The organism is Pseudidiomarina tainanensis, assembly GCF_004214835.1.
In the GTDB taxonomy this organism is placed as follows: Bacteria; Pseudomonadota; Gammaproteobacteria; order Enterobacterales; family Alteromonadaceae; genus Pseudidiomarina; species Pseudidiomarina tainanensis.
Genome location: NZ_PIQJ01000001.1, coordinates 1,321,020 through 1,334,376, shown reverse-complemented (window position 1 = coordinate 1,334,376; position 13,357 = coordinate 1,321,020). Strand labels below are relative to the sequence as shown.

Here is a 13,357-nt window from a genome sequence, read left to right as displayed (position 1 = left end):
GGGGGATTCATGACTAGTGTAGCAAATATCGTAGAACAGCTTGAGCAGCTCTATGACAATCTAAATGAAGAAAGTATAGCTGCACTCGATACATTGTATTGTGACGATGTAACGTTTGTTGACCCGATTCACCATGTGCAAGGCTTAGATAGTCTCAAAACGTATTTTCGCAATACCATTAAAGGAATTGAATACTGCCATTTCGCGTTTGCTGAGCGAGCGCGACAGGGTGATGACGTGTTCGTATCATGGCAAATGCGATTAAAGCATCCTAAATTGGCGCAAGGGCGTGAGATCTTAGTGCCGGGCACTAGTCATTTAAAACTAGAAAACGACAAAATTTTATCGCAAACCGATTATTACGATGCCGGTGCGATGCTGTATGAACATATTCCAGTGATTGGTTATGTCATTGAGAAAATCAAAACGCGGGTAAAATCGTCATGAATATTTTAATCACCGGCGCAACTTCAGGCATCGGCAAACAGGTTGCAATGGACTATGCGAGTGAAGGCCATACTGTCATTGCCTGCGGTCGCAATACGGACGTACTTGCTGAGCTTGAACAGCGATTCCCCGATAACATTGCGGCGCAACGACTCGATGTGAGCGATGCAGACCAAACTCAGCAGGCATTAGCGGCCTACACCGATGTTGACGTCGTTATCTTGTCCGCGGGGGTGTGTGAATACGTTGATATTGAGAATTTTGAAGCTGCAATGTTTGAGCGCGTCTTTGAAGTAAATGTATTTGGCATGATGCGTTGCGTTGAAGCCTTATTACCGAACATGAAAGCGGGGAGTAAGTTGGTTTTGGTTGGTAGTACTGCGCGCCTATTACCATTTACTCGAGCCGAAGCGTATGGCGGTTCAAAAGCAGCTATTCAGTACATTGCGCGAAGCTTACAAGTTGACCTCGAAAGAAAGGGCATCAAGGTGTTGACGGTATCTCCCGGTTTTGTCGAAACGCCAATGACCGATGCCAACGATTTTGAAATGCCAATGCGAGTATCCGTTGAGTTTGCCTCTGATCGAATCCGACAGGGCATTCGTAAAAATAAGACTGATATCACCTTCCCAACAATATTTGGAATGTTTTTAAAATTAATGTCGCGATTGCCGCAAGCATGGCAGGTGGCGTTGTCTAAACGTATGTCCTAAGTGGCGGCGTAGCGAACAGTTCATCCAATGGAGTAGTACTTGCATGAAGATTGCCATAATCGGCTCGGGGATTGCGGGCTTAACATCAGCCTACCTTCTAAACAAACAGCATGATGTTGAAGTCTTTGAAAAAAATGATTATATCGGTGGCCATACGCATACCGTTCCGGTTCATGTTCATGGCAAAGACTATGCGATTGATACCGGTTTTATCGTTTTTAACGATCGCACGTATCCACACTTTAGAAAATTAATGAGAGAACTCAATGTGGCTTGGCAAGACACCGAGATGAGTTTCAGTGTGCGCGATCCTGACACTGGTTTAGAGTATAACGGTCACAATCTCAATACCTTGTTTGCTCAACGTGGTAATTTGTTTTCTCCAAAATTCTATCGTTTAATCAATGGTATACTGCGTTTTAATAAGGCCGCAAAAGCAGCGTATGAAAGCGGTGATAACTTAGATGAAGTCACACTAGGCGAATTTCTTAAGCGCCAATCTATTTCGAACGAAGTGAGTGAACTGTACTTACTACCTATGGTTGCGGCTATTTGGAGTGCGAGCTTAAAAGAGGCAGAAGCGTTTCCATTAGGCTTCTTTTTGCGCTTCTTCTCGAATCATGGTCTACTCAATGTTGCCGATAGACCCCAGTGGCATACCATTATTGGTGGCTCAAGTGCATACATCAAACCGCTAACAGCCAGTTTTGCTGACAAAATCACCCTAAATGCCAACATAGTTGCGGTGCATCGGGCACTATCAGATCGCGAAAGCCCGGTCACGTTAGAGTTCGCTGACGGCACCTTACAAGATTTTGATGAAGTTGTGTTTGCTTGTCATAGTGATGAAGCCTTGGCTCTTCTGGCACAACCAACGGCAGCGGAACAGCAAGTACTTGGCAACATTCCGTACCAAATGAATGAGGTTGTATTGCACACAGATGTTCGTTTATTGCCTCGCAATAAGCGCGCATGGGCAAGTTGGAACTATTTATTACATAACGATGACGACGCCCGTACACGACCAAGTTCTGTGAGCTACAATATGAACATATTGCAGCGTATTAACGCACCTGAGGTGTTCTGTGTGACTCTGAATAACACATCTGCTATTCATCCCGATAAAATTCTGGGGACTTATCATTACGCTCATCCAGTTTACACTGTGGCGTCGATGCAGGCGCGCGCTCAACGTGATCAGATCTGTGGTCACCATCATTGTCATTTTACCGGCGCATATTGGTATAACGGTTTTCACGAAGACGGTGTGCGTAGCGCGGTGGATGTAGCGAAGCGTTTAGGAGTCGAGTGGCATGCTGGCTAGTGCCATTTTGAAGGGGCGAGTGCATCATGCACGGTATCGTCCCACGCAACATGCCTTCAGTTATAGCATTGCGCAGTGGTGGCTTGCCCTTGATGAACTCGATCAGGTTACCGCACACAGTCGCTGGTTTTCTGACAAGCGTTGGGCGCCACTCTGGTTTCGACGAGAAGATTATCTGCGCGGCACCCACGGTGATTTAGCCCAAGCGGTGCGCAACAAACTCGCCGAATTGACCGGTCATGAAATCAACGGGCGGGTATTTTTCTTGGGTGCTGTACGAACGTTTGGACTGTACTTCAGCCCACTGAACTGCTACTTCGTGCAACCAGAAGGGCGCAGCGAGTATAGCTACATGCTCGCCGAGGTAAGCAATACGCCATGGAATGAGCGTCATTATTACGCCTTAGACCTGTCCCAAGCACTGGTGCATGAGAAAACATTTCACGTTTCACCATTTAACCCGATTGATATGCGTTATCACTGGCAATTGATTCCGCCGCAGCCGATGGCTGATCACCATGCCATGGTGCATCTTGATGTTCATGCCAAAAAGCGCGATTTCAGCGCCACAGTGAAATTAACTCGAGTTGAATTGAACTCGAAATCTATTCGTAACGTATTACTAAGATATCCGATAAACACGTTGGGCACAGTAAGTGCTATTTATTGGCAGGCGTTACGGTTGTGGTTGAAACGTACACCTGTGTACACGCATCCCAACAGCGATAAGTCTAAATAAGGGTTTGTTTTAATGTACAAAGAGAACGCATTGACGGTTATGCAAAACGATTTAGGTAGCATTGATAAGATTTTGCGAAAGACGGTATTGAGCTTGCTCAATCGGCTTAGTGAAGGCTATTTAGTAGTAAAAGAACGCGGCCAGGTTGTTGGGCGTTTTGGCAAAGAAGCCAGCTCGTTAAAAGCTGAAATAGATATTCAAAAGCCGGGTTTTTATCGTCGCTTTTTGTTTGGCGGCAGTATTGGTGCAGCTGAGTTGTTTATGGATGAGAGTTGGACGACGCCGAACTTAACTCACGTTATTCAAGTGTTTGCGCGTAATTTGCCAGCACTTGATGCCGCTGAAGCCAAACTCAGCTGGATTTTATTACCAATACAAAAATTTCAGCATTGGCGCCGCAATAACAGCAAGCGTCAGGCAAAAGAAAACATTTCTGCGCACTATGATTTAGGCAACGATCTGTATCAGGCGTTCTTAGATCCAGCATTGCAATATTCTAGCGCCGTTTACCCGCACGATGATGCAACCCTTGCGGAAGCCCAACAGCATAAGTTAAAGCGTTTATGCGACAGCCTCGAATTAACTGCGGCTGATCATCTGCTTGAAATCGGTACAGGGTGGGGCGGTCTTGCCGTCTTTGCAGCGAAAAATTATGGCTGTAAGGTCACCACGACAACGATTTCAGAAGAGCAGTACAGCTATACCAAAGAGCTCATTGAGCGCGAAGACTTAGGTCATTTGATCACACTACTCAAAGAAGATTATCGTGATTTGACCGGTACTTACGATAAGTTGGTATCAGTGGAAATGATTGAAGCAGTAGGGCGTAAATATATGCCAACGTTCTTCAAAACCTGTAATCGTTTGTTAAAGCCAAATGGCAAGATGGCGTTGCAAGCAATTACCATTGCCGACCAACGCATGAAGAGCTACGCGAACTCGGTGGATTTTATCCAAAAATATATTTTCCCAGGTGGCTTTTTACCGTCATTAACGATGATGGCAGAAATGTTTACTGAAGAAACCGACATGGTCATTCGTCATATTGATGATATCGGTTATGACTACGCCCAAACGCTTGCAGATTGGCGTGTACAGTTTAATCATGCGCATCCGCAACTGATGCAACATGGCTATGATGAGCGCTTTGGTCGCATGTGGAATTATTATCTTTGTTACTGCGAAGGTGGTTTCCGTGAACGTACTGTATCAGCGGTGCAGCTCGTGGCAACCAAACCACAGTGTCGTTAAATGAAAAAACGCGCCAAGTTGTTCGAACTTGGCTTCCCAAGTTAGCTGGGCTATTTCTCTTTGATTTAGTCTGGCTAAGTGCTGTCGGCGGTCGCGACGACTGGTTGGCTTTAACAGCGATTCTGGTCGCTCTGCAAGTTATATTGGCAATCCGTAGCAGCGAGTTCAATTGGACGCTCTATGGCATTTTGGTATTGCTTGGGTTAGCGCTTGAAGCAACTGTTGTCGGGATTGGCATCCTTAACTTTACTGGTGGCTTCTTACCTCTATGGCTGATTTTGCTGTGGTTAGGTTTTGTCGGCATGCTGATGAACACGCTCAGCGGTTTAGCGAATCGTCTTGGCTGGGCAGCTGTGCTCGGTATCGCGTCAGGGCCGCTGACCTATGCGATAGGCATACGACTTGGTGCCGCTGAATTATTCGCGCCTGAATGGCAGCTTTGGGTAATCTATGCGGCGCTTTGGGCCGTATATATGGTGATATTTGCTTGGTTAATGCCACGCGTTGCCAAAGTGGCAAGCTAACCAATCGGGAGGTTCATCATGACAAAATCATTTCGTTTGTACATTCACAAAGGCTTGGTTGCAACACTTGCGCTAGTTCTTGGTGGCTTCAACTTTGTCGCTGCCGCGCAGCAATGCACAGTCGATGCTTTCGAAAATTTACAAAAAGTCGGTGAAACACGCTTAAGCGTTTGGTTTTGGGATGTTTATGACGCTGAGTTGCGCACTGATACCGGCGCATTTGAAAATGCCGAGCAACGAGCACTGCAGCTGAGTTACTTACGTGATATTCAAGCAAAGGACTTGGTTGAGACGACGGCAGAGGAATGGCAACGACTTGGTATAACGCTAAGTGCCGAGCATGAGCAATGGCTGCAGGAATTACGCAAAATGTGGCCGAATGTAACTGAAGGCGATTGCATCACGTTATTAGAAACCGAACAAGGTCATGCAAAGTTTTATGGTCCTAAAGGAGAGCTTGGCGAAATCGCTTCAGCACAATTTACAGACGATTTCCTAGCCATTTGGCTTGATGAAAATTCTCGCTTTAAAAAAGAGCGCAACCAATTAATAGGAGTGCAGCAATGAAATTCTTAAAAATGTTAGCCGCAGTCAGTGCGTTAAGTTTTTTGGTTGGTTGCTCGGCGAATATCGAAGACTATCAAAAAGAACAGCCGCAATTGAAATTGGAACAGTTCTTTAATGGCGAACTTGTCGCTCATGGCATGGTTCAAGATTATAGCGGTAAGGTCATACAACGCTTCCGAGCTGATTTAAAAGGCACCTGGGATGGTAATGAAGGGGTGCTGGATGAACAGTTTTATTATGCTGATGGAAGCGAGCAAGAACGTATTTGGTACATTACCAAAACCGGTGAGAATAGCTATGAAGGGCGTGCCAGTGATGTCGAAGGTGTCGCCAAAGGAACCACTGCTGGCAACGTATTAAATTGGAGTTACACACTGATCATTGAGCGCGACGGCGAACCGTTTGCAGTCAAGCTTGATGATTGGCTTTACCTTGTGGATGAAGACAACATGATTAACCGCACGCAGATGTATAAATTTGGTCTGCCAGTTGGTGAAATCACGCTCTACATTGGTAAAAAAGACCAGTAATTTCGAGTTCAAGCTTTTAGCCAGCGCTCCGCCACGTCGCGCGCGTGTTGCAAGTTGCGGCAATAAGTGAGTTGACTTGATTGTTTCTCGATACCGGCGCGGCTGAGTTTGACCACCATTCGCGCTGGTAAACCCACCAAAATAACTTTGATACGCTGACGTTGCATTTCATCAACGAGCGAATGCAACGCATTGATAGCAGTACCATCAATACTCGGCACATCCTGCATATCTAATATGAGAATATTGACCTCGCCCGGAACGCGTTCGAGCGCGCTCAATGCTTTTTCAGCAACGCCAAAAAATAGCGGGCCATTGACATCATAAACGATAACCGATGGTGGTAGTCCTTGTGTTGCAGGGTGCGCTTCGTTATGCCGCGTTTGTGAGCTGGTCAGGTTCGCCATGCGCTGAATAAAAAGGGCGCCGGCTAAACCAATACCAACAGCGACGGCAAGCACCATATCGAATAATACAGTTAACCCGAAACAAACCAATAAAATTGCGACATCGCCGCCAGGAGCAGTCCGAATCGTTCTGACAAAGTGCCGTGCTTCACTCATATTCCAAGCAATAATAAACAGTAACGCTGCCAATGCAGCCATAGGTACAAGGCCTAACAAGCCAGCTAACGCCACAACTGCAAGTAAAACCACCAGCGAATGGACTACAGCGGCAATAGGGGAGCGAGCACCGCTACGGATGTTTGTGGCGGTTCGAGCCAGCGCTGCTGTGGCCGTGATACCACCGAATAACGGTGCGGCAATATTGCCAAGCCCCTGACCAATCAGTTCGGCGTTTGGATCATGTTTGGTCTTTGTCAGGCCATCCGCAACAACGGCACACAACAACGATTCGATCGCACCAAGCATTGCAATCGCAAACGCTGGGCCAGCAAGGTTTACAATCAAATCAAAAGATATTTCCAATGGTTTGCCATCAGCGCCTGGTAGATTCCAAGGTGCAACAAAAGTCGGCGGAATTGGCGGAATACCCTGGCTGGTTTCGTCATTGGCTGTCCAGCTAAAGCGCGACGCAATAGTCTCGATAAACTGACTGCCATCGGACAACAGATAATGATTCATCAAGTAAGCTAAAAATGCAGCGGCGATTAAACCCACCAAGGCCGCTGGTATAGGAAGCTTGAACTTCGGCCAAATTAACAACAAAGCTAGCGTAAATATGCCAACACTTAACTCAGCACTATTGACCGTTGGCATCGCTCGAATAATGGCGGTCAAGTTAGTGATGAAATGTTCACCCATTTTGTCGGTCGTTAAACCGAAAAAGTCAGGTAACTGTAAAACGGCGATGACTACGGCTATTCCTGCGGTAAATCCCAGAATGACAGGATAGGGCACAAACTGAATCAGGCGACCCATGCGGGCAATACCAAGCGCAATTAATATTACCCCCGCCATCATGGTTGCGATGAGCAAACCACCCAGCCCATATTGTTGAACAATGGGGAATAGAATAACGACAAACGCTGCCGTCGGTCCTGAAACGTTGTAGCGCGAACCGCCGGTAATAGCGATGATCGCGCCAGCGATAATTGCTGTATATAGGCCATGTTGTGGCGGTACGCCGGTAGCGATAGCCAATGCCATGGACAAGGGTAAGGCGACCGTACCGATAGTAATTCCGGCGAGAATGTCTTGGCGCAAATCAGCTAGCGAATAGCCAGCCAACCAAGCTGCCTTAAGACCACTAAAGAGTTGCGGTAGAGTGACAATGCGTTGCGGTTTCGCCATGGGAAGTTACCTTTGCCAAACAACAAGATAAGTTCACAAAGTATACGCCAGTTATCGGTGTTTTGATGCGCTGATGATCAAAAAAGCCGACAGTCATGTCGGCTTTTGTTTACAGCGTGTATTGGATGATTAATTAATCATACCCACGAGGCAAGCGTGATAACGTATTGTCTTGCTCAAGACGCTGACGCCATAGTTCTTTCGCGGTTAGGCCGCCTGTGGCTGATTTCGCCACTTTAGCGCCTTTTGAATCAGATTTGGCTGCCGCTTTTGGTGCTGTTTTGCTTGGCGTTTTCTTAGCTGGCGCTGCTTTTTTAGCTGGCTCAGCTTTTTTGTCCGTTTTCTTTTCCGCTTTTGCTGCTGGCTTTTTAGTTGCGCCACCAGCCAAGCTTTCAGCTTCTTCCGCAAGTTGTGCAAGACGCACGTTTTTGCCGCCATCAACGCTATACCAGCCGCCTTTTGCTTCAATTTTCGGTTTTTTACCGTGAGCTTGCTGGTATGCTGCAGTAAAATCAGCAAGCACTTGGTCTTTATCAAGTTTGCTCATGGATATTATCCTATAGCTATATAATGTATGTGTGCGTCATTTTTATACCGTTTTTTAAGCATATTGTCTAATGTCTGACTTATTTGTCGAAAATATATGCTAAAAACAAACCGTATGACTCAATTTTCAACAGAAACGAGGACATCGTGCAACGTTCTGAACTCCAGCATTATCTCAATGAATTATTACAAGTTGACCGTATTCGGGATTATTGTCCAAATGGTTTGCAGGTGGAAGGCCGGCAATCGATTCGCAAGATTGTCACCGGGGTCACAGCCAGCCAAGCACTCATTGACGCGGCGATAGCGCAGGGGGCTGATGCTATTTTTGTTCATCACGGTTACTTTTGGAAAAGCGAACCAGCGGTGATTACTGGCATGAAGAAACGTCGGATTCAAGCTTTGTTACGGGCCGATATCAATTTGTTTGGTTATCACTTGCCGTTAGACGTTCATCCAGAGTTGGGGAACAATGCGCAACTGGCGCAACTCTTTGGTTGGCCGAAGCCTGAACCGTTATCGAGCGTTGAACCCACGGGGGTGGTGATGGGCTGCACGTTGCCGCAACCGGTGACATCGCAAAAACTTGGTGAACATATCGGACGCTGCTTAAAACGGCCATTGACCGTACGGATTGATTCGAGCCAGCCGATTTCACGGATTGCTTGGTGTACCGGTGGTGGGCAAGGCTATATTGATCATGCGGCAGTCGCTGGTTTTGATGCATTCTTAAGTGGTGAAATATCTGAACAAACCACGCACAGCGCGCAGGAACAAGGTTTAGCCTATTTCGCAGCTGGTCATCATGCAACCGAGCGTTATGGTATCCGTGCTTTGGGCGAGCATCTCGCCGAGGAGTTTGGTCTTGAGCATGTGTTTATCGACATTGAGAATCCAGCCTAATGGCCAGACGCGATCAAAGCTTTGAGGGCATCACACAGAAGTTCTCGCGCAATATCTATGCAACCAACAAAGGTAAGATACGCTTAGCTGTGCTAGAACGGGATTTACAAGCTTGGTTGCCAACCTCCGCTGAGGCGGCCAATATGCGAGTACTCGATGTAGGCGGCGGGCTCGGTCAGTTGTCTATGATGTTCGCACAGGCTGGCTGTGAAGTGACACACACTGATATTTCTGGGGAAATAGTTGCCGAGGCACAAGCGTTACATAGCAAACATGGATTACAACAACGCTACCAATACCACGTCGCGCCACTACAGCAGCTACCTGAGTTACTTCAGCAATCTTATGATATCGTGCTGTGCCACGCTGTTCTCGAGTGGCTCGTTGATCCACAACAAGCATTAGTAACACTCAAGCAACTCATGCGACCGAACGGTCGTTTATCACTAATGTTTTATAATCGTGACGCCAAAATACTTGCCAATATTATTTTTGGTAACTTTGATTACGTGCAAGCTGATTTAATGGTTAAAAAGACCGTTCGTATGAGCCCACAACAACCATTGGCGCCAACAGATATGCGTGATTGGCTTGAACAGTTGCAATTGAAAGTGACAAAGCGCACTGGTGTACGATGTTTTCATGATTACTTGCGTAATCGCGATGATCAAAAGCGCTACGACGATTTACTCGCACTAGAGCTGCGCTATAACCAGCAATCACCCTTTGTTGATATTGGTCGTTACTTGCATTGGCAAATTGAACATGCCTGAACCCACGATGAACGATCAACCGATCGTGATTTATTACAATCAGTTAAGCCGACGTGCACGCCGCTTGGCGCAACGCTATGAAACGTTCTTCACTCTGCATTTGCAGGTTGTGACACTAGTTCCGAGTACAGCAAGTGCAGTGCACGATACCCAGCAACTCACTCAAGTCTGCTCAACAGCACATGAATGCGTTGTTATAGGTGGGGATGGGAGTATTAACATCGTCGTCAATGCACTTATTCAAGCATCTTTGCAGCATCAGGTTGTGCTAACAGTGATCCCTGTTGGTACCGGAAACGATTTTGCGCGTGATCATGGGCTTCATCGTTGGAACTGGCGTATGACCAACAACAGAGTTACTCAAGCAGAGGCCGTTGGTGTGGCGCAAGGCGCCACACAAAGCCGCTATTTTGTGAACCACGTCGGAACCGGGTTAAGTGTTGATTTAATGCGGCTTCAACCACAATGGTTGAAACAAAGCGCAGGCCATTTAAGTTATTTAATAGCCTTAGCGCGTTATGTTTTGGGATCGTTGTCGCGACGTTCTCGTATTCGTCGAGACAAATCATGGGATGACGGTCAATTTGTCGTGCTAGGGCGGTATATCGGTGGTGGCTTTTTAGTGCATCCAAAAGCCGATAGAACGAATGCGATATTAGCTCGTATTCGTATTCCGGCAATGCCGCGTATACGTCAAATCAAGGCGTTATTAAATGTTCTTAAGGGCCGCATTGAAGCAACTGCTGCGATTGACTTTGAGCGAGGCCAGCAATTTTCGCTCGGCGATACTGAGCATGTACTTGAGCTTGACGGCGATATTTATTTTCAAGGGCCTGCTACCGTAACTATCGCCGCGACAACAATTTTGGTATTAGTGCCACATTATGATGAGCAAACGAAAGGGGAGAATTCATGAGTACCAACTGTGCATTTATTGGTCTTGGCGTAATGGGATATCCGATGGCTGGGCACCTTCAACAGGCTGGCTTCGCAACGAAAGTTTATAACCGTACTACCGCAAAAGCTCAAAAGTGGGCTCAAACTTATCACGGCGAATATGCAGAAACACCCGCCAAGGCAGCGTCGGGTGCAGACTTTGTAATGCTGTGTGTAGGCAATGATGATGATGTACGCAGTGTCGTTTATGGTGACGATGGCGTTCTAGCATCAATGAAAGCCGGCACGGTATTAATTGACCATACAACGGCTTCGGCTGAGCTTGCAAAAGAGCTTGCCCAAGCATGTCACGAGCGTGGGATCGGCTTTTTAGATGCGCCCGTTTCTGGCGGACAGCAAGGGGCCGAGAATGGCGTATTAACAGCGATGATTGGTGGTGATAAAGACGCTTTCGAGCAGGTTGATGACGCCTTAGCTTGTTATGCAAAAACCCGCGAATATATGGGGCCAGCAGGGCATGGTCAACTCGCGAAAATGGTGAATCAAATATGTATCGCAGGGGTGGTGCAAGGTTTAGCTGAAGGCTTGCAATTGGCACGCAAAGTTGGCCTTGATCCGGATACGTTAATTAATGCGATTAGCCAGGGTGCAGCCGGCTCATGGCAAATGAAAAATCGTTATAAAACCATGTGGGACCAACATTATGAACATGGCTTTGCGGTAGATTGGATGCGTAAAGATTTGAAAATAGCGCTTAGCGAAGCAGAACGGCAGGGTTTGAGTATGCCTTTGACCGCTTTAGTTGACCAGTTCTACGCCGAAGTTCAAAAGATGGGTGGTGCTCGTTGGGATACGTCGAGTTTACTTGCTCGTCTCGAAAAATAATTTATCTCAGACAAATAAAAACCCCAGCTCGAAGCTGGGGTTTTTTTAAGTAATTCAATACGAAGAGCTTAACGAATACCCATACGGCGCAATGCACCAGTAGAGAAATCACCACGAACTGGCTCGATATCGAAGTTCATGTATTCACTTTCTTCGTTCGCCAGACCCAGCAGAATGTAACGACCTGAGTTGAGGTCATATAATGCTTCTGCTGCCATCCACGGCGTATCGTGATAGTAGAATTGAGTATTGTATGCTTCCGCTACACGCCACAGCTCACCACGGCCATCATAATGATCAATAACTGACGCTGTCCATGTATCTTCGTCGATAAACATGTGACGAGTTGCATAAATGTGACGCTCACCATCTTTCAGCGTACCTTTCACTTCCCATACACGGTGCTTCTCATAACGCACGTAGTCTTGGTTCATGTGGCCTGGGCCGATGATGTCGTCGTACGACAATTCAGTATCCATCAACTTGTAGTTGTTGTATGGAATTAACATTTCTTTCTTGCCAACAAGTTCCCAGTTGTACTTATCTGGTGCACCGTTGAACATGTCTAAACCGTCAGAAGTACGCAGACCGTCAGAAGCGGTACCTGGACCATCATATGCTACCGATGGTGCTTTACGTACACGACGCTGACCAGCATTGTACAACCAGGCACGGCGAGCTTCTTTTACCTGATCGATAGTTTCGTGAACGAGCAACACAGTACCAGTCATACGAGCTGGTGCTAATACTTCTTGCAAGAAGTAGAACAAAACGTTGTCGTCATCTGCTTCACGGCCAGTTTTCAGATATTCAGGGAATACCAGTGATTCACGTAACAGTACTGGAACAAAGTCACCATTCTCGAGTACTGGGAACTGGTTCACCAAGCGCTGAACGGCACCGCCACGATAACGGGTGATGTGGTTCCAAATGATTTCCAAGCCATTTGCTGGGATAGGGAAAGGCACGTGCTTATCAAAGTTAGCCAAACCATTACCGCCAGCAACCAATTCAGCGTTTGCCGCATTTTTCGCAATCACGTCATATACGTCTTGCGGGTATGCTGCAGTACGATGCGTTGGGTAGACATGCATTTTGTACTCAGGGTACTTGTTGAACATTGCCATTTGACCGGCTGAGAGCAAATCTTTGTATTGATCAACGTTGGCGGCAGTAATGGTGTAAAGTGGTTGTTCGTCAGCGAACGGATCAGCTGGACGCTCTGGTGCTTCACCTTCAGCGCTCTTACTGTAACCGCCAGTCCAAGCTGGAATAGAGCCGTCAGCATTACCTGCTTTAACAGCACCTACAGGCGTTAAATCGTTCCCCAAACGTGCCGCTTCTTCTGGGCTAACTTTTGCCATGACCGTAGCGGACACAACAGATAGCGCAAAAATACCGGCTTTGAGCATCATTTTATTCATTGTGCTTTTCCTTGTTGTTCTTGATATGCTTGCTTTACCGCAATAAAGCTACATCAAAACTTAACAAATTTAAATGGCCA

15 protein-coding genes are annotated in these 13,357 nt (G+C 46.7%); 12 read left to right on the top strand and 3 right to left on the bottom strand.

Translation table 11 applies throughout. The annotated features are described in order from the left end of the window. Positions 1–9: 9 nt before the first annotated feature. The 8 genes from CWI82_RS06525 to CWI82_RS06490 are packed head-to-tail and all read left to right on the top strand — an operon-like array spanning position 10 to position 6,095. Positions 10–447 (top strand): nuclear transport factor 2 family protein, encoded by a 438-nt coding sequence (locus CWI82_RS06525; protein WP_092854751.1) that lies wholly within the window; start codon positions 10–12, stop codon positions 445–447. Then, positions 444–1,160, top strand: coding sequence for an SDR family NAD(P)-dependent oxidoreductase (locus CWI82_RS06520; protein WP_092854753.1), 717 nt, complete (start codon positions 444–446; stop codon positions 1,158–1,160). Before CWI82_RS06525 ends, CWI82_RS06520 begins: the two co-directional genes overlap by 4 nt. Before the next feature lie 43 nt (positions 1,161–1,203). After that, a complete protein-coding gene (locus tag CWI82_RS06515; protein ID WP_130202975.1) occupies positions 1,204–2,484 on the top strand; it encodes an NAD(P)/FAD-dependent oxidoreductase in 1,281 nt (426 codons plus the stop codon). Then, positions 2,474–3,223 carry a DUF1365 domain-containing protein gene (locus CWI82_RS06510; protein ID WP_233340199.1) on the top strand — a complete coding sequence of 250 codons (750 nt, stop codon included), beginning with the start codon at positions 2,474–2,476 and terminating at the stop codon, positions 3,221–3,223. The genes CWI82_RS06515 and CWI82_RS06510 overlap by 11 nt, the downstream gene beginning before the upstream one ends. Positions 3,224–3,235: 12 nt before the next feature. Further along, on the top strand, positions 3,236–4,474 hold the full coding sequence (locus CWI82_RS06505) for an SAM-dependent methyltransferase (RefSeq protein ID WP_130202974.1): 1,239 nt from the start codon (positions 3,236–3,238) through the stop codon (positions 4,472–4,474). Then, the gene (locus CWI82_RS06500; RefSeq protein WP_165383889.1) at positions 4,465–4,998 is read left to right on the top strand and encodes a DUF2878 family protein; all 534 of its coding nucleotides are present in this window, start codon (positions 4,465–4,467) and stop codon (positions 4,996–4,998) included. The genes CWI82_RS06505 and CWI82_RS06500 overlap by 10 nt, the downstream gene beginning before the upstream one ends. A gap of 18 nt (positions 4,999–5,016) precedes the next feature. Next, positions 5,017–5,565, top strand: a complete 549-nt coding sequence (locus CWI82_RS06495; protein WP_130202972.1) for a chalcone isomerase family protein — start codon at positions 5,017–5,019, stop codon at positions 5,563–5,565. Beyond that, on the top strand, positions 5,562–6,095 hold the full coding sequence (locus CWI82_RS06490; protein ID WP_130202971.1) for a DUF3833 domain-containing protein: 534 nt from the start codon (positions 5,562–5,564) through the stop codon (positions 6,093–6,095). The genes CWI82_RS06495 and CWI82_RS06490 overlap by 4 nt, the downstream gene beginning before the upstream one ends. An 8-nt stretch (positions 6,096–6,103) precedes the next feature. Here the strand turns inward: CWI82_RS06490 and dauA are convergent, their stop codons facing one another. Both dauA and CWI82_RS06480 read right to left on the bottom strand, forming a co-directional pair. Further along, positions 6,104–7,849, bottom strand: coding sequence for a C4-dicarboxylic acid transporter DauA (gene dauA, locus CWI82_RS06485; protein ID WP_130202970.1), 1,746 nt, complete (start codon positions 7,847–7,849; stop codon positions 6,104–6,106). Positions 7,850–7,982: 133 nt separating this feature from the next. Then, entirely contained in the window at positions 7,983–8,396 is a 414-nt protein-coding gene (locus CWI82_RS06480; protein WP_092854767.1) for a hypothetical protein, read from the bottom strand. Between the two features lie 146 nt (positions 8,397–8,542). Here CWI82_RS06480 and CWI82_RS06475 point away from each other — a divergent pair, with 146 nt between their 5' ends. The 4 genes from CWI82_RS06475 to CWI82_RS06460 are packed head-to-tail and all read left to right on the top strand — an operon-like array spanning position 8,543 to position 11,853. Next, positions 8,543–9,298, top strand: coding sequence for a Nif3-like dinuclear metal center hexameric protein (locus tag CWI82_RS06475; protein ID WP_092854769.1), 756 nt, complete (start codon positions 8,543–8,545; stop codon positions 9,296–9,298). Then, on the top strand, positions 9,298–10,071 hold the full coding sequence (locus CWI82_RS06470) for a methyltransferase domain-containing protein (RefSeq protein ID WP_130202969.1): 774 nt from the start codon (positions 9,298–9,300) through the stop codon (positions 10,069–10,071). The genes CWI82_RS06475 and CWI82_RS06470 overlap by 1 nt, the downstream gene beginning before the upstream one ends. Next, positions 10,064–10,987: a diacylglycerol/lipid kinase family protein gene (locus tag CWI82_RS06465; protein ID WP_130202968.1), complete on the top strand. Its 924-nt coding sequence runs from the start codon at positions 10,064–10,066 to the stop codon at positions 10,985–10,987. The genes CWI82_RS06470 and CWI82_RS06465 overlap by 8 nt, the downstream gene beginning before the upstream one ends. Next, positions 10,984–11,853 (top strand): NAD(P)-dependent oxidoreductase, encoded by an 870-nt coding sequence (locus CWI82_RS06460; protein ID WP_130202967.1) that lies wholly within the window; start codon positions 10,984–10,986, stop codon positions 11,851–11,853. The genes CWI82_RS06465 and CWI82_RS06460 overlap by 4 nt, the downstream gene beginning before the upstream one ends. 68 nt (positions 11,854–11,921) lie before the next feature. Here CWI82_RS06460 and CWI82_RS06455 read toward each other — a convergent pair whose 3' ends face one another. Then, positions 11,922–13,277 carry a DUF1329 domain-containing protein gene (locus CWI82_RS06455; RefSeq protein WP_130202966.1) on the bottom strand — a complete coding sequence of 452 codons (1,356 nt, stop codon included), beginning with the start codon at positions 13,275–13,277 and terminating at the stop codon, positions 11,922–11,924. Between the last annotated feature and the right edge of the window lie 80 nt (positions 13,278–13,357).

Coding starts and splice junctions, on each gene's coding strand:
- CWI82_RS06505 (WP_130202974.1), top strand. CDS start 3,236: ATGTACAAAGAGAACGCATTGACGGTTATGCAAAACGATTTAGGTAGC.
- CWI82_RS06520 (WP_092854753.1), top strand. CDS start 444: ATGAATATTTTAATCACCGGCGCAACTTCAGGCATCGGCAAACAGGTT.
- CWI82_RS06490 (WP_130202971.1), top strand. CDS start 5,562: ATGAAATTCTTAAAAATGTTAGCCGCAGTCAGTGCGTTAAGTTTTTTG.
- CWI82_RS06460 (WP_130202967.1), top strand. CDS start 10,984: ATGAGTACCAACTGTGCATTTATTGGTCTTGGCGTAATGGGATATCCG.
- CWI82_RS06465 (WP_130202968.1), top strand. CDS start 10,064: ATGCCTGAACCCACGATGAACGATCAACCGATCGTGATTTATTACAAT.
- CWI82_RS06510 (WP_233340199.1), top strand. CDS start 2,474: ATGCTGGCTAGTGCCATTTTGAAGGGGCGAGTGCATCATGCACGGTAT.
- CWI82_RS06480 (WP_092854767.1), bottom strand. CDS start 8,396: ATGAGCAAACTTGATAAAGACCAAGTGCTTGCTGATTTTACTGCAGCA.
- dauA (WP_130202970.1), bottom strand. CDS start 7,849: ATGGCGAAACCGCAACGCATTGTCACTCTACCGCAACTCTTTAGTGGT.
- CWI82_RS06525 (WP_092854751.1), top strand. CDS start 10: ATGACTAGTGTAGCAAATATCGTAGAACAGCTTGAGCAGCTCTATGAC.
- CWI82_RS06470 (WP_130202969.1), top strand. CDS start 9,298: ATGGCCAGACGCGATCAAAGCTTTGAGGGCATCACACAGAAGTTCTCG.
- CWI82_RS06495 (WP_130202972.1), top strand. CDS start 5,017: ATGACAAAATCATTTCGTTTGTACATTCACAAAGGCTTGGTTGCAACA.
- CWI82_RS06515 (WP_130202975.1), top strand. CDS start 1,204: ATGAAGATTGCCATAATCGGCTCGGGGATTGCGGGCTTAACATCAGCC.
- CWI82_RS06455 (WP_130202966.1), bottom strand. CDS start 13,277: ATGAATAAAATGATGCTCAAAGCCGGTATTTTTGCGCTATCTGTTGTG.